Annotated in this window: 19 protein-coding genes and 1 pseudogene; 6 read left to right on the top strand and 14 right to left on the bottom strand. The window is 45.8% G+C overall.

From position 1 onward, the window contains the following. Window positions 1–52: 52 nt before the first annotated feature. Window positions 53–424, bottom strand: a complete 372-nt coding sequence (locus tag PVOR_RS14830) for an iron chaperone (RefSeq protein ID WP_006210116.1) — start codon at window positions 422–424, stop codon at window positions 53–55. Between the two features lie 219 nt (window positions 425–643). Between PVOR_RS14830 and PVOR_RS14825 the strand changes: the two genes are divergently transcribed. Next, window positions 644–1,231: a YdeI/OmpD-associated family protein gene (locus PVOR_RS14825; RefSeq protein WP_006210115.1), complete on the top strand. Its 588-nt coding sequence runs from the start codon at window positions 644–646 to the stop codon at window positions 1,229–1,231. Window positions 1,232–1,256: 25 nt separating this feature from the next. On the opposite strand, the gene PVOR_RS14820 is transcribed toward PVOR_RS14825, so the two are convergent. Together PVOR_RS14820 and PVOR_RS14815 are read right to left on the bottom strand one after the other, a co-directional pair. Continuing rightward, window positions 1,257–1,787 (bottom strand): hypothetical protein, encoded by a 531-nt coding sequence (locus tag PVOR_RS14820; RefSeq protein WP_006210114.1) that lies wholly within the window; start codon window positions 1,785–1,787, stop codon window positions 1,257–1,259. Between the two features lie 106 nt (window positions 1,788–1,893). Continuing rightward, window positions 1,894–2,406, bottom strand: coding sequence for a PadR family transcriptional regulator (locus PVOR_RS14815; RefSeq protein ID WP_006210113.1), 513 nt, complete (start codon window positions 2,404–2,406; stop codon window positions 1,894–1,896). A 215-nt stretch (window positions 2,407–2,621) separates the two neighbouring features. On the opposite strand from PVOR_RS14815, the gene PVOR_RS14810 reads away from it, so the two are divergent. From PVOR_RS14810 to PVOR_RS14800, 3 genes are all read left to right on the top strand, one after another. Beyond that, complete coding sequence (locus tag PVOR_RS14810; protein WP_006210112.1) at window positions 2,622–3,851, top strand: cytochrome P450; 1,230 nt, start codon at window positions 2,622–2,624, stop codon at window positions 3,849–3,851. Between the two features lie 287 nt (window positions 3,852–4,138). Then, a complete protein-coding gene (locus PVOR_RS14805; protein WP_006210111.1) occupies window positions 4,139–5,086 on the top strand; it encodes a helix-turn-helix transcriptional regulator in 948 nt (315 codons plus the stop codon). Between the two features lie 65 nt (window positions 5,087–5,151). Beyond that, window positions 5,152–5,697, top strand: coding sequence for a DinB family protein (locus PVOR_RS14800; protein ID WP_006210110.1), 546 nt, complete (start codon window positions 5,152–5,154; stop codon window positions 5,695–5,697). 62 nt (window positions 5,698–5,759) lie between these two features. Here the strand turns inward: PVOR_RS14800 and PVOR_RS14795 are convergent, their stop codons facing one another. The 9 genes from PVOR_RS14795 to PVOR_RS14760 all read right to left on the bottom strand — a co-directional run bounded on the left by PVOR_RS14795 (window position 5,760) and on the right by PVOR_RS14760 (window position 15,679). Continuing rightward, complete coding sequence (locus tag PVOR_RS14795) at window positions 5,760–6,782, bottom strand: serine hydrolase domain-containing protein (RefSeq protein WP_040680653.1); 1,023 nt, start codon at window positions 6,780–6,782, stop codon at window positions 5,760–5,762. 2 nt (window positions 6,783–6,784) lie between these two features. Further along, window positions 6,785–7,615: a MerR family transcriptional regulator gene (locus tag PVOR_RS14790; protein ID WP_006210108.1), complete on the bottom strand. Its 831-nt coding sequence runs from the start codon at window positions 7,613–7,615 to the stop codon at window positions 6,785–6,787. 212 nt (window positions 7,616–7,827) lie between these two features. Next, entirely contained in the window at window positions 7,828–8,979 is a 1,152-nt protein-coding gene (locus PVOR_RS14785) for an AI-2E family transporter (protein ID WP_006210107.1), read from the bottom strand. 385 nt (window positions 8,980–9,364) lie between these two features. Beyond that, complete coding sequence (locus tag PVOR_RS14780) at window positions 9,365–10,330, bottom strand: DUF4097 family beta strand repeat-containing protein (RefSeq protein WP_006210106.1); 966 nt, start codon at window positions 10,328–10,330, stop codon at window positions 9,365–9,367. Window positions 10,331–10,544: 214 nt separating this feature from the next. Then, the gene (locus PVOR_RS30665) at window positions 10,545–10,703 is read right to left on the bottom strand and encodes a hypothetical protein (RefSeq protein ID WP_006210105.1); all 159 of its coding nucleotides are present in this window, start codon (window positions 10,701–10,703) and stop codon (window positions 10,545–10,547) included. Between the two features lie 41 nt (window positions 10,704–10,744). Next, window positions 10,745–12,199 carry an alpha/beta hydrolase family protein gene (locus PVOR_RS14775; RefSeq protein ID WP_006210104.1) on the bottom strand — a complete coding sequence of 485 codons (1,455 nt, stop codon included), beginning with the start codon at window positions 12,197–12,199 and terminating at the stop codon, window positions 10,745–10,747. A gap of 129 nt (window positions 12,200–12,328) precedes the next feature. Beyond that, the gene (locus PVOR_RS14770; RefSeq protein WP_006210103.1) at window positions 12,329–13,309 is read right to left on the bottom strand and encodes an alpha/beta fold hydrolase; all 981 of its coding nucleotides are present in this window, start codon (window positions 13,307–13,309) and stop codon (window positions 12,329–12,331) included. A 325-nt stretch (window positions 13,310–13,634) separates the two neighbouring features. Beyond that, window positions 13,635–15,008 (bottom strand): sensor histidine kinase, encoded by a 1,374-nt coding sequence (locus PVOR_RS14765; protein ID WP_006210102.1) that lies wholly within the window; start codon window positions 15,006–15,008, stop codon window positions 13,635–13,637. After that, window positions 15,005–15,679, bottom strand: coding sequence for a response regulator transcription factor (locus tag PVOR_RS14760; protein ID WP_006210101.1), 675 nt, complete (start codon window positions 15,677–15,679; stop codon window positions 15,005–15,007). The genes PVOR_RS14765 and PVOR_RS14760 overlap by 4 nt, the downstream gene beginning before the upstream one ends. 211 nt (window positions 15,680–15,890) lie before the next feature. On the opposite strand from PVOR_RS14760, the gene PVOR_RS14755 reads away from it, so the two are divergent. After that, window positions 15,891–16,439 (top strand): NAD(P)H-dependent oxidoreductase, encoded by a 549-nt coding sequence (locus tag PVOR_RS14755; RefSeq protein ID WP_006210100.1) that lies wholly within the window; start codon window positions 15,891–15,893, stop codon window positions 16,437–16,439. Window positions 16,440–16,464: 25 nt separating this feature from the next. On the opposite strand, the gene PVOR_RS14750 is transcribed toward PVOR_RS14755, so the two are convergent. Then, window positions 16,465–16,842 carry a winged helix-turn-helix transcriptional regulator gene (locus PVOR_RS14750; protein WP_006210099.1) on the bottom strand — a complete coding sequence of 126 codons (378 nt, stop codon included), beginning with the start codon at window positions 16,840–16,842 and terminating at the stop codon, window positions 16,465–16,467. A gap of 275 nt (window positions 16,843–17,117) precedes the next feature. Further along, window positions 17,118–20,300: pseudogene (locus tag PVOR_RS14745) on the bottom strand (bifunctional cytochrome P450/NADPH--P450 reductase). A gap of 481 nt (window positions 20,301–20,781) precedes the next feature. On the opposite strand from PVOR_RS14745, the gene PVOR_RS14740 reads away from it, so the two are divergent. Further along, a complete protein-coding gene (locus PVOR_RS14740) occupies window positions 20,782–21,273 on the top strand; it encodes a DUF2798 domain-containing protein (RefSeq protein ID WP_040680659.1) in 492 nt (163 codons plus the stop codon). Window positions 21,274–21,447 lie beyond the last annotated feature (174 nt).

Genomic DNA, 21,447 nt, shown 5'->3' with positions numbered 1-21,447 from the left:
CCCAGACGTCTTGCCGGGTATTGGGCTTCTTACATCGGACATCCAAACTACTCTATTTTCGCCAAAAAGTAGAACAGTCTGCCTTATCTTCTATATTGTACTCGATCATCTTCTCAAGTAACGAATAGTCCACCGGGCCGTCCCATCGGATACGGACCAGTTCCTTCGTGTGGTCATAACCTGCCTGCACTATGTCCTCCGAGAAACGGACAATCCCTGCCTTTTCAGGGGCAACGGCCATATGTTGCTTGGATGCGCTGAAGCCGATAATAAAGGTATCGTGATCGGTAAACATCGGCTGGTTCCACGCGATTTTCGGCTTTAAATTCGGAAACTTCCCAACAATCCAGGCGAAGATTTCCTCCATTCGCGCTCGATGGTCCGGGTTGTCGATGCCCTTCAAATAATCTGCAAAAACGTCCATGTGGCTTCCCTCCTAAAATCCAAACGATATTTTCATCGTATTGCGTACATTATACTATAATCCCCGCTTCTTCTGATCACAATGCATAGCCCCCCTTATATAAGGGAGAGGGCGTGGCCATATTGATATATAGAGACAGAAACTGTACAATCCATTAAAAATCATTACAATTAAGCCATATAGAACGTTGATGCGAGATAAATGAAGGAGTGCTTCTTAATGACGAATACTAATCCTAAGGTGGATGGATATCTGCGTAAAATCAAGAAATGGAAGGCAGAATCCGAGAAGCTGAGGGAGATTATTCTGGACTGTCAGCTGACCGAAGACTTTAAGTGGATGCATCCTTGTTACACGTTTCAGAACAAGAACATCATATTGATCCATGGCTTCAAGGAATATTGTGCGGTTCTGTTTATCAAAGGTGCTTTGTTAAAGGATCCACACGGCATTCTTATTCAACAGACAGAAAACGTACAAGCAGGTCGTCAAATTCGGTTCACCCATGTTGAACAGATCATCGAAATGGAAACTGTCTTGGAAGCCTATATTCATGAAGCCATCGAAATTGAAAAAGCCGGCTTGACCGTGGATTTCAAAAAGAATGATGAGCTTGTCATTCCTGAAGAGCTTCAACATAAATTCGATGAAGTCCCAGGCCTGCAAACGGCTTTTGAAGCCTTGACCCCTGGTCGCAAGCGTGCTTACGTACATTATATTAATCAAGCCAAACAAGCCAAGACGCGGGAGTCAAGAGTCGAGAAACATGTGCAGCACATCCTTGATGGCAAAGGATTGAATGATTAGATTCCTATCACTAGAGTCAGATCCATTAAGGGAAGTTCATGTATTCTAATGGCTTAATATGCGCTTCCGCTTTATGAAGAAGAATGAAAAACGCTTTAGAATTCTCGTATTCTTTGGGCAGATCATTGATGAAGAGTTGAAGCTGCTGCTGCGTGAAGCTTAATTTTTTTTCGGAATCGGATCTGTCCCTTTTCATTAGCTGACTCCGTACAAGAGATTCATATGAATATCTTAATCTCAAAAATTGATCCTTCAGGGAAGCATATTCATTCCCGTGGGTCGTCTCATTCATCATCAGATTCAATCGATCATGAATGAACGCGATATTGGACAATACGTCAAACATAGCGATTGCGGTTGATTCAGGATCGGAGTCTGTATCGACCGCTTGATCCATGACTGTCTTCAATGTCATGACATTGGACATAAAACCGCTGTAGTATTTTGCATTCGTTTCTTGATTAACCCGGTTTGTCTTGTTGTTAATAAGTAAGACGATAGATATCAATACAAGGAATAAGAAAATGAGGATGGCTGCTCTTTTGTGTATTACCATGATGTTGAATCCTCCCTGCTGCTGTTCTGCTCTTATCGTTATCGTACGAATACATTTTGAGTCATAACCCTCTATCCTCTCATACAAAAGCCTTCAAGATGCCTCTCTAGCTGTCCGTCTTACGAATCAACTCATCAATCCACAGCATTTCTCCCTTTACTTGGGATATGGAAACTTGCAGAACTTCATTTCTGTACCCATCGTCCACGTGTTTGCCTTCCCGCTTCTTAAGATCTTCCCAAAGCGCTTCCAGGTCTTTTTTTCTCATGTTTAATATTCGGAGTTGATTATCCCGAGAAATGCGCTGAAATAGCGACACTCGGATGAGAAATTCGATTTGATGCTTGGCGTCTTTCTCCGAAAATGCGTTGATAAGATCCGTAATTTTGGTTTTACCCGCCTCGGTTATTTCATAAACGAATTGATTGGGTTTACCATCCTGTTCGTTTATTTTTTTAGTAATCAAACCCTGTTCCGTAAATCGGCGCAAAGTGGGATATAACATATTGTGGTTAACATCTGTTAAATAACCTAAATCCCGTTGTATTTCCTTCTTGATCTCATATCCATGCTTAGGAGCCATTTCGATCTGGATCAATATAAGTAGTTCAATGTACATGTATTCTTACCTCTCCATTAGATTCAATGTTCTTTTTGTACGAATATAGTAAGCTTACAGCCTACGAATTCGTTCTTCAATCATAACTCGACAAATAAAGACGATTAGGGTCCTTTTGTCTTAGGCCATTAGCAAGATTCTCCCCTTGTTTATATATGTTAAAATAACATGTGTTAAATTAACTCTACTAAAATTTAGCAGTTGGGAGGAAAGATATGAATAATGAAATTATCTCTTTAGAGGAAATTACTCAATTTCAATCGCCAACCGAGGAATTCAACCCTTATGTGTGGTACAAACACAAACTGCAAAATGAACCGGTAAGCTATAATCAGGCAACCGATACCTGGAATGTCTTCCGTTACCAAGACGTCAAGCGAGTGCTTAGCGACTACGATCACTTCTCCAATGTGAGGATGCGCACAACCATCAGCGTAGGCGCAGATAATGATGAGGGTAAACATATGGGCAAGTTTAACCTGATGACAGATCCTCCGGAACACAGAAAAAGCCGCTCCCTGCTCTCTGCCGCATTTACTCCTCGCAGCTTGAAGCTGTGGGAGCCCCGGATTCAGGAGATCGTGAACGAACTTATCCATGAGATGGAAGAAGCCGAGGTCATTGATGTTGTTAAGGATTTTGCCAGCGCTCTGCCTACGATCGTGATCGCAGACTTGCTCGGCGTTCCTTCACAGGACAGACAATTGTTTCAACAATGGGTATACGATTTATTCCTTCCCATCCCCAAAGAAAATACTGAAAGCGTAAATGAGCTGAAACGACGAGCGGCTAAAGAGTATTACAGTTATCTCTACCCTCATATCGTTCAGAAAAGAGCAAACCTATCAGACGACATTATTTCAGATTTGATTCAAGCCGAGGTGGATGGTGACCGATTGACCGATGACGAAATCGTAAGAACCACGATGTTTATCTTAGGTGCCGGTATTGAAACGACAAGCCATCTGTTAGCCAATACATTCTACGCATTCCTGTATGATAATAACCAAATCTATGCTGAAGTTCGAAATAACCGCGAGCTGCTCCCTAATACCATGGAGGAGATGCTCCGTTATCGGTTTAATATTGCCAAAATGGATCGGACCGTCAAACAGGACAATAACTTGCTTGGGGTTGATTTGAAAAAAGGCGATGTGGTTGTTGCGTGGATGAGCGCTGCAAACATGGACGAGGAGGTATTTGATAACCCCTTCACATTGGATATTCATCGTCCCAACAACAAACAGCATTTGACCTTTGGCAACGGACCCCATTTTTGCCTGGGTGCTCCGCTTGCCCGATTAGAGGCTAATACCGGGATTGGCCTCTTCATGGATAAATTCTCTCGGATTGAAGCTGTGCCAGGCTTTAAGCTTGAAGATAACTTGACTCCATCCGCAGCGGGACAAATGCTCTCCTCCCTGCCCGTTCGTGTATACCGATAGAATCATTCAGCAAAAAGAAACACCTTACATCATAAAACGAGGCAGCCACCCAAGTGTAAGGGCGGCTGCCTCGTTTTAGTCGTAAGCGTAAAATACTACCCACCTGTAAATGCAATCCGCACCAATTGTCTATCTGGAAATATCAACAGCTAATTTATAGTTTTCGCCTATTTGTAGTAGAATAATGAGAAGTGATGCCATATAAACAATCTTTTAAGGTACCCTATTAATTAGGGGGATCTTGAATTTTAATAGGTAGCGAATCTCTCGGTAAAGGATGCATTGCAATGAACAAAACGGATCGTTTATTAGCCATAGTGCTTGAGCTGCAGCGTAACGAAGTGTTACGAGCCGAGGATTTGGCCGCTATATTTGAAACAAGCGTGAGGACAATCTACAGGGATATTCAGGCTTTGAGTGAAGCTGGCGTATCCGTGATAGGGGCTCCAGGTCAGGGATACTCCTTAATGGAGGGGTATTTCCTGCCGCCTGTCAGTTTCACGGTGGAAGAAGCAGTGACGTTACTCATTGGGACAGATTTTATCGAGCAGTGGTTCGATACCCACTACAGCAGTAAGTCTCGCACTTCTAGAAAGAAGATTGAAGCCATTCTTCCGGAACCGATCCGCAGTGAGGCAACCCGGATTCGCAAGAGCTTTCGTTTGCTAGCAACCGCTGAAGATAAAACACGAATACAAGAGAAGACATACTTGGAAGTGATTCGCCGGACGATACTGGAGGAGAGGAAAATAAGTTTTCACTATTCCAAAAGAATCGCTGAAGCTAATGGGAACCGCCAAAGTGTTCGTACGGTTGCTCCTTATGGACTTGTGCTTCATCAAGGATCATGGGTACTCATTGCATGGTGTGAATTGCGTCAAGATATCCGTCATTTCCGGTTGTCCCGAATGACGGAGCTGATCGAACTGGAAGATAGATTTATGCTGCCAGCAGATTTTCATTTAGATGTATACCAGCCTCCAGACGATCGTAACGTCAGAGTGCGCATCTGGGTCCAACCTGACATTGCCGATAAGGTAAGGGAATCGAACAACTTCTATATAGACACCATAGAGGAACAAGCGGAAGGTTTGCTGGTGAACCTTCGCGTTCGGCAGCCTGAGGAATTGCTGCATTGGGTGCTTGGCTGGGGAGCCGGAGTGGTTGTGCTGGAGCCGGAATCCTTCCGACATCGGGTTAGAAACGAACTGGAAAAAACGTTAAAACGCTACTGACATAATGGTGTCAGTAGCGTTTTTGTATATTTAGATAAGAAGAAGACTAAAGGAGCTGATCCATGATGATTACAACAAAAGAAGCACTACAACGTTTTGAAGAAACTGCGACACATTATATTCACGAACTGGATCAATTCAATATAGAGCAGTTGAAGGAAGTGCCAAGTGACAACGAGTGGTCTATCGGACAGATGGTTCAACATCTCATCAGTTCGGCGCTTGATATGCAGCTTCGTAATCTGGATCAATGCTTGATGCCAAGCCAAGATCCCTTGGTTCCTCGAACGGAAAAAACCGAGCTTGGTGCAGCTGTATTTGCTCAAGGAAGCTTCCCGCCCATTCGAATTCATGTTCCACCTTCCCCACAATATACGCCGAAGCAGCCAGCAAGCAAGGAGCAGCTCATTCAAGGGTTACACACGGTTATCCAGAGAATGAAGGAGATCGAACCGAGCCTTAAAAAAACGTCCAAAGAGAATACAATGCCCCATCCGTCATTCGGTGGACTGTGTGCGGAGGAATGGTTTTTGCTTGTTGAAATGCACTACCGGCATCATCTTCTGCAGCTGGACCGCTTAAAACAAGGATTGGTACGGGAAGCAACATAAACAAATATAAGCGACAAATGGCCCTCGCTTTTAACAAGATAGGGGCCATTTGTCGCTTACCTTTAGTCTATAACAGCCGGGATGATGTATTCCTTAATCAGTGCCCACCTGTCCCGGGGATTCATGATGAACTCGGAGGCAATGGCTACGACCAGCTCCATTTCCGGAATACAGCAAATCACATTGCCGCCATCGCCTAACGCCAGGTTGGCACGTACGCCGTCTTCTTCGCGCAGCCACCATAAATAACCATAGTTATGGGGATTCATCGTTGTAGATTCATCAATCCAGGACCCCGATATGATCTGGCGGTTATCCCATAAGCCGCGGTTCAAATAGAGGAGACCCACTCGTGCCATATCGCGGGGACGAAGCGTAAGCCCCCATCCTCCCGTGGAATGACGATGGGGATCTTCAACCCATCCTTTCACGTTCTTCCCAAACAGATCCTCAAACCCGAATGATATCATCCCGTAATCCGGAATTACGTTCATGCCAATAGGCTTAAACAATCTCTCGTTCGCATAAGCGCGAGCATTTTGTCCCGTACTGCGAGTAAGAATGGCTGACAGCAGATGCGCCCCAGCGGTTGAATACTTAAATGCACCAATATCTCCGCCCTTCCCCAGCATATCCAGCGTATACTTCACCCAGTCAGGCTGCATGCACAGCTTATCGAGGGGTTCATGCCAGTCCTCGAATGGATAAGGAGCCGTCATTGTCAGCAGATGGCGTATTGTGATTTCCTGCTTCTGCGGATCAATAGCATCAGGAGCATACTCAGGGAAAAAATCCAGCACCTTCTGGTTCACCGTTTGAATGCATCCTTCATCAATGGCTATACCAATAAGGGCAGACAATATGCTTTTTGTTACGGATGCGACATGAATCGCATCATCCGGGCCATAGCCATTGTAATATCGCTCATAAGCAATATGCCCATGCCTCACAACCACGATTCCGTTTATATTGCTGTACCCGGAATTAATGGCAGACTCAAGCTCTGACAGCTTCTCTACATCCATTCCCAAAACTGCAGGATCCTCAGTTTGCCATTCTCCGGTTGGCCATTCATAATGCTGCATCATCAGCCCCTCCTTCTCTTCACTGGAAAATACACCTCGGTCACGAAGTCCTCAGAACCCGTGGCTCGTTTAGGGTCGGTTATATAAACTTCATATGGCGAATTCTCCAATTCGTATCCCTCGCGTTCAACCCATTCCATAAGGGCTGCATATACCGAAGTCAGCTCCGAATATGAGCCCTTTAGGACAGACTTCGCACATAGACCTCCAGACAAATCTCGCGTCCCCTCTACCGTCTCCTCGATCGGGATGGCAAACTCGGTATCATTGCCGTCAGGCTTGTATTCAGAGCTGTGATAAATCGTCATGGGCGTACCCAGCAAGGTGAGTTTTTCAGTTGCAATCTGTTCGTACAAACTCCCGAAATATGTTCCATATCCTAGAGCGTAGTCGTCACCTCTTATCATCTGACGCATACTAAGAATTCGGATGGACGGGGTTTCAACGAGTTCTACTTCAATGCTGTCGAGGTACGACATCAGGGGGACGCCTTTCTCTAAATTTGAGATATCAAGACTCATTAATTTCAAAGTGTGTTCTATAGCATTCAGCTTCTCCAGCATCTCCCTTCTCTTACGACATAGATCTGCACAGAGCAGTTCTTCAGATGGATCTTCTTCCCGTTCCAGAATAGCTTTAATTTCTTCCAGGGAGAAATGATAGGATTTCAAACGGTTGATAAAAAGCATCTTTTTGAGCTGACTGATGGAATAATACCTGTAACCGTTCTCCGGGTTAATCTCATCGGGAAGAATTAATCCGATCTCCGCATAATATCGAAGCGTTTTGGTAGATACTTCGCATATTTTCGAGAATTCTCCGATGGACAGCATGGGATCACCTCATTCTTTTTGTTGGTATACGGATGAACGCTTCAAGTCCGAATCTTTGTTCCATTTCAATGTACACGTTGCCCTAAGGACTAAAGTCAACGGTTCAGATCTGGCTGTGCTGTAGATATTTACGAGAACGTTGATACTATGATCATTGTTCATGAAGCAGAAACTCCCGCCTTCCGGCTGATCGCCGTTGGACGGGAGTTCGATTACTTCAGATGGTTTGGCGGTGAATCATATAGCCCTGATGTGTCTTTAAACCATTTAAAGATGTGGGTTGCGCAAACCTTAAGCACCGCATACCCGGGAACGGCCAGCAGAATGCCGACGACACCAAACAGATTACCCGATGTGAGAATAACGAAGATAATCGTGATCGGGTGAATTTTAAGCGTTTTGCCCATAATCTGTGGTGAGATAAACTTGCCTTCGATTAACTGTACGATCGTCCAGACTGCCACCATCTTCAGCAGCATCACGGGAGAAGTAACCAGAGCCACAATCAGCGCTGGTGTAATCGCGATCGCTGGCCCCAGGTAAGGTACGATACTCGTAAACGAGGCAATGATGGCCAATATAAGTGCATAGTCCAGACCAATGATCATGTAACCGATATAGAGCAGAATACCGATACAAAAGCTGACGATAATCTGTCCACGGATAAACGAGCTGATCTGGTGATTAATGTCTTGAAGTACGTGGAATATGCCGGAACGGCTCTTGGTTGGCAGGAAAGACAAAATCTTCTGCGGCAGCTTTTTGCCGTCTTTCAGCATATAAAACAGAACGAATGGCACCGTCACGATCGACAACACAATCTCGGTAAAAGCCCCCAGGAACCCGCCCACTCTGGCCCATGTATGGTTGAATATTTCCGTAGCTTTCTGAGTAAGGGTATTCCACCAATCCTGAGAGTTAATGCTCACTGCATCCTGAAGCTGACTAAACAACTGACTGCCCGTAAGCTCCTCGAATTGCAGCCTAACATTCTCGCTATATCTCGGGAAATTGTCAATCAGTCCCGTAATTTGATTGCGCAGCACCGGAATGACCGCAAGCACGACCACCGTCAGTATACCCGCAATAGCCAAATACAGGATAAGTATGGACCATCCGCGTTTGATATTCCTCTTTTCCATGATATCCACAAGGGGATTAAGCAGATAATACAGTATTCCGGACAGTATGATCGGCAATACGATCGTCTTGATCAACACGGCGAGCGGGTGCAGCACAAATGAAATCTTGCTCAGCACCAGTATGTTGACTCCCGCCAGAAGCAGAATGAGCAGCAGAAGTACAAACTTGTTGTTCAGAAAAAATCGCTTGAACCGATCCGGCCAAATGCGGGGTTGTTCCATATATGTCCTCCCTCACTTATGTAACGTTTAGTAAAATGTTGCGCCACTTCATACAGAAGAAATTCAGCAGCTGCTATTAAAACTAACGTTCGTTAACTTCATTCTTTTAACTATAATATTGAACCTGGTCCCATGTCCAGTTCACCAGGTTTAAGCTAGAAAAATGCATACAGTCCTTCTTCAAAGTACGTGTATTCCTGCTCATTTATTATCCTTTTTCCATATCCTTCAAAGAATGTATTCTTCTCGGATGGAGTTTCGATGGCGTCAGGCTTAGGGCGAAACCCTCTCCATTATACGGGCTGCTGTCGATTCCATGCGAGCAAAAAAGACATCCGATCCCGGATGTCTCTACTTTTTTGCAAACCAAATGAGCACTCATTCGTTATTTCAATGTGAAATTTCCGGACCCTGTGCGAACCTTTAATATCACGCCGCCATTGCCGAACGTTCCCTTTAATCGGTTCTCGTCTTGGTCATTACCCTCATAACGGATTCCGTCCCACTTCAAATCCCAATTGCCGGAGCTTCCTTCAAAATCAACTTCCAGCGAGGAAGGCTCTTTAGCGAGATCGATGGTCACACGGCCGCTGCCTGATCGAAGATCGGTTTCATGCATGATCCCGTCCGCTTCAAGAAGTATACTTCCGGATCCCGTTTTTCCTTGTATCGCTGATTCTCCGCCCTTCAGTACGACCTTGCCGCTGCCACTCTGAAAGCTTAACTCCGAAGCCTCATAGCGTTCGGCCGATATATCGCCGGAGCTTGACTCCAACAGGATCGAATCAGCAGCAATCTCCTCGGCTTTAATGTCACCGCTGCCTGTGTGTATGACCCATTCGCCGCCCTTCACTTGCTGCACGTCGACATCACCGCTGCTTGCCTTGATCGTAACCGAATCTCCCTGCAATCGCGCGATTTCGATATCGCCGCTGCTGCTGTCAATCTCGGCGGATGACCATTGTTTCTCCGGCAGCTCCACCGTCAGATCCAGATGCATGATCCGTACGCCCACGTCGATACCTTGGGGTACATCTATCCCAAGCTCCAGCGTATCACCGTTTGGTTCTGCCTTCAGCTTCACTTGATCCGCCCACTTTGGGCTTACTTTTCCGTCTAGGCTAACCTTAATCTGATCGGTATTCCCTTGAACGAAATGGATATCACTGCTTCCTGTGTGAAGGTTCAAGTGACGGTAATCGTTTGCGTCGAAGGTCTGCCCTTCGCTGATTTCTTGAGTATCCAATGAAAAGCCGAAGTTGATACCCGAAAAGATTTTTATCGGGTTCATCGTAATAATCAGCAGCAGCACACCCACCGCAACGATCAACAAACCTGTTTTTTTCTGCATAACGTATCTCCAGTCCTTCCATCTTTACGATTCCACTTCCGCTGCAAATCCGAAGTCCTGTTCAGTATATCACCCTGGAAAGAGTACTAACATTAGGCCTGCGAATGAGATTGGAGCCCCGACTTTAGTCCAGTTTCGCTGACAAACGGAAAAAAGCCGCGATTTCTCGCGACTTCTAATGCAAACATATCTTCACTTGTGTTTTCCCATATTCTTACTCGTTTAATGAAATTTCAAATTGGGAGCCAGCCTCACCTGCAAATACAATACGTCCGTTCTCAGGCAAGATGACCTCATTCTTACCGCTGACCACGGTGTGATTAATACAAATACCCGTCTGGTCATATACTGCAAAGGCATTGAGATAGACCATTGAAGTGTATTTCTCATTCTGAGTTTAAATGTTTTGGTTGATTAGAGTTCTTCCGGGTCTATAAATTTCACCTCTGGATACATGTCGCTCGGTCCCTGAATCAGATTTCCACCCGTTCCTTTTAGTTGTTTATTAAAGAAATCGAGTACATATTGATTAACAATGCTTGATCCTCTTTTACCATTGATATCTCCTGTTATCCCCGACAGTTTAATTAACTCCGAATAGAATTGAAGGTCCGTGAAATTGAAGTGCTGCGTTCCTTCTACATAAATCACATTTCCCCCATGTTCGCTAACATTTTTCATAATATGCAGCTCATCTGAGAGAAATTTATTGACTTCATTATCCGAATTTCTATCATTTTCAAAATTGACTAACCAGTCTTTAAAACTTCCCGATCTGATGAACATAAACGGCTTGTTTATATCATCTCTATTTTCCACTTCATTTAGTGACCCGTCCATATTGACCCCGGCCTTGACTCTTTGATCTAAATAAGTTGTATTAAACGCCGTTGCACCCCCAAAAGAATGCCCCATCACGCCTATGTTTTTTAAATCGATCTTCCCTTTAAATTGACTTTCAATTGCACCTGAATTCAGCTTTTCAATTTGATCGATTACAAACTCCACATCTTTTGTCCATATATTCCCGATTTTTGTACGATCATCTATGGTTGTCATCTTTGTTTTATAATCCGTTACACGGCCATCCGGAAAAATAGTAGCAAAGGTGCTGTACGTATGATCGATTGTGACTACGACAAAACCATGACTGGCCAGATTCTCGGCCTGTGATGCCTGTAAAACTCTACTGGTTCCCATGCCATGAGATAGCAGTACCAAGGGATAAGGGCTTGTAGAAGGTAATATTTCTACATTTTCATAAGAGTTGGTTCTATTATACTTCCAGTAGTCGAGCACAAAGGCGGGCAGCTTTAAAGAAGTAGAGAAGCTCTGAATATACTTTTTGAACATTTCTTTATCACTTGGAAAAAGAGTTCCACGCTTGTTGTTATTCCTATTTTCAGTAGGGTACCAAACTTGAACCATTAGCTCCCTCTTATCGCTTTGATCTTCAGTTAAAACTTCATCTCTGTTTTGATCCGTAAAATGAAAGGTTTGAGTACCCACTTTCTCTGGGCCATCAGGCTCCGGCAAATCAAAAACAGGTAAGTATGCAGACAAGACGGTAGAACCCACAAGCAGAATGACGATTAGGGAAGATAAACTATATTTCAACAGCTTTCCTATTTTTAGATTCACCATCTTACCTGAATGCCTGAATGAAACGATGAGTATGAATAGAGCCGTCATGATATATACCAGAAGTAATTGCCATCTGTATCCTTCAACCAACAATTGAACTACAAATATCACGCTACTTCCTATAGCCAAACCCAATCCTGTTTTCTTTGCACTTCTTTTAATAAACAATAGATCTACGAGTAAAGCGAAACAGGATAGAACTAAAAGTATTTCAAATAATCTCATATGTAACCCTCTCTTTCATTACGGATATCAGCCGAAATGGACAAACTGTGGAAAGCCGCCCCACGGGACGGTTTCTCTACATTCATTAATGCACATCTGTGAAATCACGAGTGGACTTTTTCAGAACATTTACTTCGCTTCGTTCATAAAGGTTCTAACATCTTCAGCTATTTCTTTAAATAAAGTATGGTGCAAGTAATGCTCGCCATCCATTGTTATTACTTTTCCATGTACCGAGTCTTTGATCTGCCCTTCATGCAGAGGTATCCATCCTAGTACGTCTTCATTATTCCCTTGTACAAAGAGAAGAAGAGGAAGATCTTTGGGGAAGGTTAAACCTCGAGCCCCTTTAAAATTGGAAGAAATATGATCCATCTCATTCAACATCGTGGAACTGTTTGAGTTTTTATTTGACAGCATTTTCATCTGCTCGACGGTGTGATCATCAAATGGGAGTCCAGCATAAGGGTCACCACCAAATTTAACCACTAATCTTTGGAGACCTGATTTTTTAATAAATCCGAACATTTTTGTAGGTAATTTGGCATCCATACCCGGTTGTGTTGGAACACTGCTGTCAATTCCGACGAATGCAGTTACCTCATCCGGATATTTGTTCACATAATCAATGCCGTAAATACCTGCAATGGAGTGGCCCATAAGCATATATTTGTTAATATTAAGCTGCTGTAGAGCTTCATGAACTTCACTTACGATATTTTCTGCGGTTCGTTCTTTTTCAGTTCCATCACTCAATCCATAGCCGAAAGGCTCAACTGCAACAACTTTGTAAAATGGAGATAATTCATCAATAAGCAGCTTAAAATCTAGCGCTGGTGCTGCTGTTCCATAACCGGGAAGAAGCACGATTGTTTCCTTGCCTTCTCCTTGAATGTACACATTCATATTTTTCCCGTCTACAGACACGTGCTGGCCGTATGGCTCTATCTTCTTCGCCTCTGAGTTGCTACTGATCACATTCGTGATATAAACAATACCTAGAAACAGAACAATGGCGATTACGATTGCTCCTAATATTTTAAGTATAATGTTTCTTACCTTTCTGGCCCTCGAACCAATCTTCGCTTTCTTTTCCTCTGGTTGCGTCACTCTCATCTTCTCCTGTCCTGAACTGTTTGTCGTGAATCATTCATTGCTGCTGCGGCCTCATTGGATTTCCATGGCTATAACGATTGTGTGTCACATACACCTGCTCCTATGCTCATCTGTTTAATGGCCGTAACAAGCCGTTAATGCAAGCCTAACCAACCAAGATGTCCTCACCATGACGACAATATGAACGGAGTATGAACTAACAACAAAAAGGCCACGTTTCACATACAAGGAAGCTTGTATGTGAAACGTGGCCTGAAAATTCGGTTTAAACCATAATCCAGTGTATATTCTGTTCTGTACATTCATCTCTCCTGTATGTCTAAATATCGGTGGGTGGAGTGATTGGCAATGAAACGATGAAGGTCGTTCCCTGACCAACTTCGCTTTCCACAACGATATCACCTTGATGAAGCGATACAATCTGTTTAACGATAGCAAGTCCCATACCACTGCCATCATACTTGCGGCTGTGGGAACGATCCGCCTTGAAAAAACGCTCAAATATGCGCTTCTGGTCTTCGAGAGGAATCCCAATACCCGTATCGGAGATTCGGACGATTACAATTTTGACATCCAGCTTGATGCTGACGTGAATCACGCCGCCGCCATCCTTGGAAAATTTGATGCCATTGCTGAGGATATTTGTCCACACCTGATTCAATTGGTCATGATCAGCCGTTACTTTCACATTCTGCAGCTCAAGCTCAAAATGAATATTGCGGGCAGACCACTGCGGCTGGAGGGCCACAATGACCCTTCTGATCTGTTCATCCAGACTGAGTGTGACCAGCCGGGGCTGCTGTGACTGCGATTCAAGCACACTCAGCTTGAGCAGGCTGTCACTCATTTTGGATATCCGCTTTGTCTCAGCGATGATAATATCAAGATAACGACTTCGTTCGTGATCGGCGAGATTGACTTGCTTCAGCGCTTGAGCATACCCCGATATCGAGGTGAGCGGAGATTGAACCTCGTGCGACACGTTTGTCACAAATTCCCTGCGCATCTGCTCCAGCTGCTGCAGATCGCGCATCATGTCCTCGAAGCTACGGGCCAGTGTCCCGAGCTCCCCTGTTTGCTTGATATTAAGCTTGACGTTAAAATCTCCAGCGGCGATTCGCTTGGTCGCTTTTGTCAGTTTTTTGATGGGTCTAACCAGGAATATAGAAGCAATCAAAATCAAGATGCTCCCTACAATCAACGAACAAGATGCAAAGATCAACGCCCACTTGACAACAAAAGAGGAGGATGGTGGGGCGAGCGTTTCCAGAAACATCGCTTTCGTTCCCATTTCCGTTTTCAAGGGCAGCCCTAAGAGGACCGTAGCAATACCATTCGGAGTGTCCTGAACAACGCCTCCTCCCAATACCTTCTGCAGCTGCTCCGTCGACACAGCGGCAGGCTGATCTTCATGATACTTACCATAGGACTGGAACTGTCCCGATGCTTCGTAAATTCGAATATGATAGGAATCGAGCTGCTTCATTCCGCTTACGAATGAATCCGCTTCATGTAATGGAAGGATCTTGTAAATCTGCACGATGTCTTGGGCGAAGTTACGCAAATTGATCCGAGCATTTTCGTTCAGTTTATCCTCGAATATTAAAGTAGACATAAAAAAAGAAATGACCGTGCCGGCGATGACAGAGACCAAAAATGTCAGGACCACACGAATATATAACGTTTTGATCATTCGTAAACCTCAAGCCGGTACCCCAAACCGCGCACCGTCTCGATCCGAAAATCGGGCGTTTCCGCGAACCGTTCACGCAGTCGCTTAATATGTACGTCTACCGTTCGATCATCTCCGGCATAATCAATTCCCCAGATTTGATCAATCAGCTGCTCGCGCGTATAGACTTGTCCGGGTGTTCCAGCGAGCTTATAGAGCAGCTCGAATTCCTTCAGCGGCAGCGTGAGCGACTCTGTCCCTCTCGTCACCTTGTATGTCTGCCGATCCAGGATGATGTTGCCAAAGTGGACCGTCTGGGTGGATCCAATCTTGTATCGCTTCAGTAATGCTCTGACACGAACCGTGAGCTCCAACGGATCAAACGGTTTCGTTAAATAATCATCCGTTCCCAGTTCGAATCCTTTCACTTTCTCCCATGTCTCACCTCTTGCAGTCAGCATAAGCAGCGGAAGATCCGGATTGGCTCTTCGCAGCTCCTTGCACAGCGTCCAGCCATCCATAATTGGCATCATAATATCGAGCACGACCAAATCGACGGGTGTTGAACCGTAAACGGCCAGTGCTTCCTTGCCGTCCCGTGCCTCAACCGTTGTGAAGCCGTCGTTTCTCAGAAATAAACAGACGAGCTCGCGAATGTTCGGATCATCGTCAGCAACCAGTATCGTAGGCATCTAGTCCCTCTTTTCCTTTATCCATCCTGTAGAGTAATCACCATTATACTATAAATAAATTTAAAACCTAAAAGCGTGGATCATTGAGAAATACTAGAGTTTAGAGTAACACTCACCTTTTGGTAAGTACCTGTAGTAAAAGTGCATACTTACGTATTCGAAGTCCACCCATTATACTCAGGAAGTAATCATCCTGAAGGAGGACAAATCATTGAAAACACTTGTAATCGTCACACACCCAAGCATAGAAACATCCGTCATTAATCAGCGGTGGGTGGAGGAACTCCAGAAATATCCGGACAAATATACGGTACACGAACTGCATAAGGCTTACCCTGACGGAAACATTGATGCAGAGAAAGAGCAGCAATTAATTGAAACGCATGGCAGCCTCGTCCTGCAGTTCCCTGTCTATTGGTTCAATTGTCCGCCACTTCTCAAGAAATGGCTTGACGATGTTTTTGCTTACGGCTGGGCTTATGGTTCAGGTGGAGGAGATAAATTAAAGGATCGCAAAACGGCTTTGGCTGTAACAGCCGGGATCAAAGAAGAGGATTATCGTGAAGAGGGAAAATATCGCTATACACTTGAACAGTTACTGACACCATTCGAAACAACCTTCCTATACTGCCGTGCGAATTATCGCTCGTTCTTTGCGTATTATGGTAAAGAAACGGAGCCTGGTATAAATGATGAGTCGGCTTCAAGCGATCTGGAGACAAATGTGCGAGAGTACTTGAATTTTATTGACAGCCTGTAAAGATCGCTCTCATCCAGCTGTATGTTCAACACAAATTTGAAGCCTGCCGCTGCGCAGCATCCAGTGGCAGGCTGCTGTTATTCTCTCCCCACTCACACATCATGTTTAACAGCGGAATGAGCGAAAGTCCGCGTTCTGATAATGTGTATTCCACTTTGGGCGGGACCTGGGGATATTCCGTGCGAACGATTAAATGATCCGCCTCCAGCTCTTTTAGCATGACACTTAGCGTTTTATATGATATGGTGCCGATTTTTCGTTTCAGCTCATTATGACGCATCACTTTATTTTCAGACAGCCAGTACATAATGATCATTTTGTACTTACCGCCGATTAAGGACAACGTATATCCAAAGCCGGTCTCTTTTACCCCCACGCCCGTCGGTACACAGGTTTCGCTCACAAGTTACACTCTCCTTCTGAATCGTTTCGATATCGACAAGATGAACTGGCAATAACCGCAAAGCACGGGTCCCTGTCGAAAATTAATCTTATCATAAACAATAATTAAGAATTGCAGCATCCCTTATTCTTCCGAACTTTTTTCCTCCTCTTCAGTTTAGCAAAAAAAGCCGCGAATATCGCGGCTACATATACCTGTTCGTTGTTGTCCTTGACTAACCGCATTCGACAGCCTCGTCTCGTTATGTCAAGAGTCGTTGCCCTTCGCAGCGGAGATCAACCTGCCCAAACATCCTTTACATATTGGCCCTCCGCTTCCAGCCTGGATAACCAGGAGGCAGCTTCATCCGCGTCCACGCCGTATTTATCCTGATAGGATACAATCAGCGTTTGTTCAACCTCAGGCGCCATCCGGGAGCCGTCACCGCAGATGTACATTCTCGCTCCATCCTCCAGCAGTGACAGCAGCATTTCCCCATCCTGTATCAACAAATGCTGGACATAGCATTTCTCCGTACCCTCCACTCTCGAGAAGGCAGTATGAAGAGTCACCAGGTTTTCTCTGGCCGCCTGTTCAAACTCCTCTCGGTAGAGGTAATCGTGCTCCGGATTCCGGCAGCCGAAATACAAATGCGCGGGACCCAGCTTCTGTCCTTCTGCCCGAAGGATTTGTCTGGCCTGAATGAATCCCCGGAACGGTGCCACACCGGTGCCGGGCCCGACCATAATGAGCGGGGTGGCTGGGTTGTTCGGGAGTTCAAAGCCCGATTCAGGCGAACGGATAAACATCTAACACCTCTGCGCCCGTCTCCAACTGGCTACAAAATAATTGGAGGCAATGGCCCGGTATTCCCCATAACCGCTCCAAGCGCTTTCCCGCACGACACTGACTGTGATACTCGCTTGGGTCCAGCTGACTCTCGGAGAGCTGGAAATCGAATAATATCTCGGTTTGAGTGCTGGCAGCAGCTCGAGAAAGCGTTCAAAAGGCAACTCACAGGCTTCATACCGTTCCAGCAGCTCCAGCATGGTGAGACGTTTAGCCCGTACCTCGGTCTGATAAGTGTCTTCCGCAAGCAGACTCTGCAGCTCTTTGGCATGCGGCGGGCATACCGTACAGGCTGCCATCTCCCGAATCTGAGCCCTTGTGGCCGTCTCCTGCAGCTCGATGCTGCGATGCAGCAGATCGTCCAGACGCACGGGAACCCCTGCCGGTAAATGGGCGCTGCTTCTTCCTTGAACGGACAAGACCAGATGTGCCGCGGCATCCAAGTGGAATCTGCGGAGCACACGCTTCACCAGACTCTCCGGATTGACTGGGAGTATGCCCATGTGATCGCCTTCTGCATAGTTCGTTCCTTCCGGCAGCGATATTTCGATATGCTGCGTGATGCGTCCGCTATCGGCATGCTGCAAGTTGCGGCTGTGCGCGATGTGCCCGGTGACGGCATGATAGGTTTCTGCCAGTGGAACGGCTGCCCCTCCCTGAACGAACTCAACAGACAAGGTGCTGCGCTTCGGCTTGCTGCTGGCCATGACTGGCAGTCCCAGCGCCTGCATCAGATCGGGCCATACATGTTCCGTCCATTCATCAACTTCACGTTCAAAATCGCCGCTCGCATCACTCTCACCGCGCGCAAGCAGGCGCTGTGCCCCTTTGGCTGCCAGCAGCTCGTCAATTTGGCGCGGAATCCGTTGGTAGGTGCTGGCCCAGTTGTGATCCCCGCAGCCGAAAACCGTATACCGAACGCCTTGTATTTCGGATTCAGCCGCATTCTCCAGCCATTCCATAAAAGCCTTGGCATTGGAGGGCGGCTGACCGTTATAAGAGGCGGTTACAATCACAACGGCGCCTTCCTTCGGAAGATTTCCAGCGAAGTCGTCCAGTGCACCTACCTGACTGTCGAATCCATGGTACTTGGCTGCATCAGCCACCTCTCTGGCAATGCCTTCAGCCGTGCCCAAGTTGGACCCGTACAGCGCGAGCAGCGGCGTATGATGAGCGTTATCCGCAATCCTGTCGGACTGGGCGTATTCCCTCTGTTCCTGTTCGGGCACAGCAACACTTCCTGGAATCAAGAGGGCTGCCCCTCCCTTACGGTTACGGACTTTAATGTGGAATGCATCCGGCTTCAGGGTCAGTGTCTCCTTGACTTTCAGCTCATAATGCTGGGTATCGACCAGTTCAAAATATTTGAGAACCAACCCGAGCACCAAGGTGGCCTCCTGGAGTGCAAACTGTTGGCCGATACAAGCACGCTGTCCGTTGCCAAACGGTTTGTACGCGTCATGCGGCACCTTGCTCGGATCTTCAAAGCGCTCCGGTTCGAATGCCTCCACATCGTCTCCCCATACGCGCGCGTCTCTGTGGAGTCCGGGAATCAGCACCGTCACACTATCCCCTTTCTTAATGGGATAGGTTCCACCGATACGGGTATCCTCTTTTGCAGATAACGAAAAGGCAGGCGCAGTCGGCCATAACCGAAGTGACTCGCTCAGAACCATGCGGACGTATTTGAGTTCCCGCACCTGGTTATACGAAGGAACTGGATCCTTCAGCACGCGGTCCACCTCACTTACCGCCTTGCGCAGCTTATCCGGGTTTTTCATCAGAAAATAGATCGCGAAGGAAAGCAGCCCGCTTGTGGTCTCGTGCCCCGCGATCAGAAATGTGATCATCTGATAACGGATATTCTCATGATCCAGCCGCTCGCCTGTATCAGGATCCACGCCCTCCAGCATGTGCGCCAGCAAATCTCCCTCCTCGCCGCCATGCGCCTTGCGCTCTTGAATAAGCTCATCCACAAGCGAGAACATCGACTGAATGTCCTCCTGAAACTGACGTTTCTTCTTAATCATGAACATGTCCTGAATGCCCAGCCGGTGAAGCTGGTTCATGCCTTCATCAAGTGAACGCACCATGCTGTCGATAAATGGATGATTGTCTTCGCGATAAAAGCTGTTAAACCTATAATTAAACCCGCACAGGCCGATTGTATCGAGTGTCAGGCGTGTCATATCGGCAGGAATATCCACTGTTTCATCCGGATTGAGCCGTGCCCATTTCTGGATAAGCTGCATGGCAATATCAATCATCTTCGTATGATATCCCTGCATTGCACGCTGGCTGAAGCTGGATAACAGAATGTTATGAGCTTTTTTCCAATTGGGCTCCTGCGTCGCGCTCGTAAACAATCCATCCCCCGCAAAGGGGCGGACATTCTGCAGTGGTGCCCAGATTCGTTTATCAAAACGCTTCTCGTCACACGCGTCCTTAACATACTCATGGCCGGAGACATACAGCTCCTTGCGCCCCCCGGGATACTGAAACTGGAAGATCGGCCCGAATTCCGAGGCGACCTTTACAAGCGATTGGATCGGAGCCGCTGAATCCAGCAGGGGCAGATTACCCAGCGGTCCGAAGGTTTTAGGTTGAGGCACCGGTGTCGTTTGTGTCATGGTTTTTCCCTCCATTATCCCATAATTCTCTTTGTATTTGCCCTTAGGATAGGGCTGAATGAAGCACAGACAATACTGATTGACCATAATCGTAATTCGGTCATTTTTTGATAAAAAAGAAGGATCCGACGCGCATCGCTGGTTTCCACTTACAATGATGGTCTTATCCTGCCTCTTACCCTATCACGATATGATTGTCCCGCACATCAGCCGCAGGTCCATAATTCCAATGAGGGCTTCTGCTCCTCTTTATATTACTTTTCAACCAGAATATGCTCCATTATTGAAACTTTAGGACTATTCAATGCCCATTAATTCATCCGCTGTTCTATAGGAAAACACAAAAAAAAGACACCTTGATGATCGCCCTCATAGTGCGCACCTGGTATCCGGCTACAGAAAACGTTCACAAATCTGTCACTTACGAGAGACTTTCCCTCATCTCTATAATTACAAAGGTAAATGAGAGAGGATGATGAAATTGCCAGTAACAAAGAAAGAGCATTTTTATTTTGGGTTGATGATGTGCATCGGGATGGTCATCATGATGACCTCCTACAATGTAATCACGAACGGATTAATTGGTGAAGTTTCATTCATCGCCATAATCAGTCAATTCGTACTGGGCTTTATCATTGCCTTCTTACTGGAACTGTTTATAGTCGGTCCAACAGCACAGAGAATCGTGTTTTCGATAACGCGCCATAAGTCCGGTAAAATGATTACGATATTGGCAATGTCATTCTGTATGGTGACGGGGATGGTTTTCTTTATGTCTATGTATGGATTAGTTTCAGCTTACCTTTCCCATCACCTCGCAGGAGAGCCCTTGCTTGGAAGTTATTTCGCCATATTCTTGAAAAATTTTGTTTTTGCTTTCCCGCTTCAGCTCCTTATCATGGGACCGCTCGTACGGTTCTTATTCGGTAAAATTAAAACGAGTCGGCTGAAGCAATCATTGACCACCGTCTAGGCTGACTGTCACTAACGCTCCTTAATAGTAAAAAGCCGCCCAGTTGGGCGGCTACTAACCACTGCTCACAAATTGGATTACCCCAATGAGAGCTAATAGAAGAAAAATAGCGTCAGTCTCCTTAGTTCGTTATCATCTACCTATATCCATTCGATAAACACGAGCTAAATCCTC

This window comes from Paenibacillus vortex V453, assembly GCF_000193415.1.
Taxonomy (GTDB): domain Bacteria; phylum Bacillota; class Bacilli; order Paenibacillales; family Paenibacillaceae; genus Paenibacillus_AQ; species Paenibacillus_AQ glucanolyticus.
The sequence above is the reverse complement of the archived record's forward strand: the minus strand, read 5'-3'. Positions and strand labels throughout refer to the sequence as shown.

What these genes read in the sequence shown, in the direction of transcription:
- PVOR_RS14805 (WP_006210111.1), top strand. Translation starts at nt 4,139, where the DNA reads ATGAACAAAACGGATCGTTTATTAGCCATAGTGCTTGAGCTGCAGCGT.
- PVOR_RS14795 (WP_040680653.1), bottom strand. Translation starts at nt 6,782, where the DNA reads ATGCAGCATTATGAATGGCCAACCGGAGAATGGCAAACTGAGGATCCT.
- PVOR_RS30665 (WP_006210105.1), bottom strand. Translation starts at nt 10,703, where the DNA reads ATGGTCTATCTCAATGCCTTTGCAGTATATGACCAGACGGGTATTTGT.
- PVOR_RS14810 (WP_006210112.1), top strand. Translation starts at nt 2,622, where the DNA reads ATGAATAATGAAATTATCTCTTTAGAGGAAATTACTCAATTTCAATCG.
- PVOR_RS14760 (WP_006210101.1), bottom strand. Translation starts at nt 15,679, where the DNA reads ATGCCTACGATACTGGTTGCTGACGATGATCCGAACATTCGCGAGCTC.
- PVOR_RS14765 (WP_006210102.1), bottom strand. Translation starts at nt 15,008, where the DNA reads ATGATCAAAACGTTATATATTCGTGTGGTCCTGACATTTTTGGTCTCT.
- PVOR_RS14825 (WP_006210115.1), top strand. Translation starts at nt 644, where the DNA reads ATGACGAATACTAATCCTAAGGTGGATGGATATCTGCGTAAAATCAAG.
- PVOR_RS14800 (WP_006210110.1), top strand. Translation starts at nt 5,152, where the DNA reads ATGATTACAACAAAAGAAGCACTACAACGTTTTGAAGAAACTGCGACA.
- PVOR_RS14775 (WP_006210104.1), bottom strand. Translation starts at nt 12,199, where the DNA reads ATGAGATTATTTGAAATACTTTTAGTTCTATCCTGTTTCGCTTTACTC.
- PVOR_RS14780 (WP_006210106.1), bottom strand. Translation starts at nt 10,330, where the DNA reads ATGCAGAAAAAAACAGGTTTGTTGATCGTTGCGGTGGGTGTGCTGCTG.
- PVOR_RS14785 (WP_006210107.1), bottom strand. Translation starts at nt 8,979, where the DNA reads ATGGAACAACCCCGCATTTGGCCGGATCGGTTCAAGCGATTTTTTCTG.
- PVOR_RS14790 (WP_006210108.1), bottom strand. Translation starts at nt 7,615, where the DNA reads ATGCTGTCCATCGGAGAATTCTCGAAAATATGCGAAGTATCTACCAAA.
- PVOR_RS14815 (WP_006210113.1), bottom strand. Translation starts at nt 2,406, where the DNA reads ATGTACATTGAACTACTTATATTGATCCAGATCGAAATGGCTCCTAAG.
- PVOR_RS14830 (WP_006210116.1), bottom strand. Translation starts at nt 424, where the DNA reads ATGGACGTTTTTGCAGATTATTTGAAGGGCATCGACAACCCGGACCAT.
- PVOR_RS14820 (WP_006210114.1), bottom strand. Translation starts at nt 1,787, where the DNA reads ATGGTAATACACAAAAGAGCAGCCATCCTCATTTTCTTATTCCTTGTA.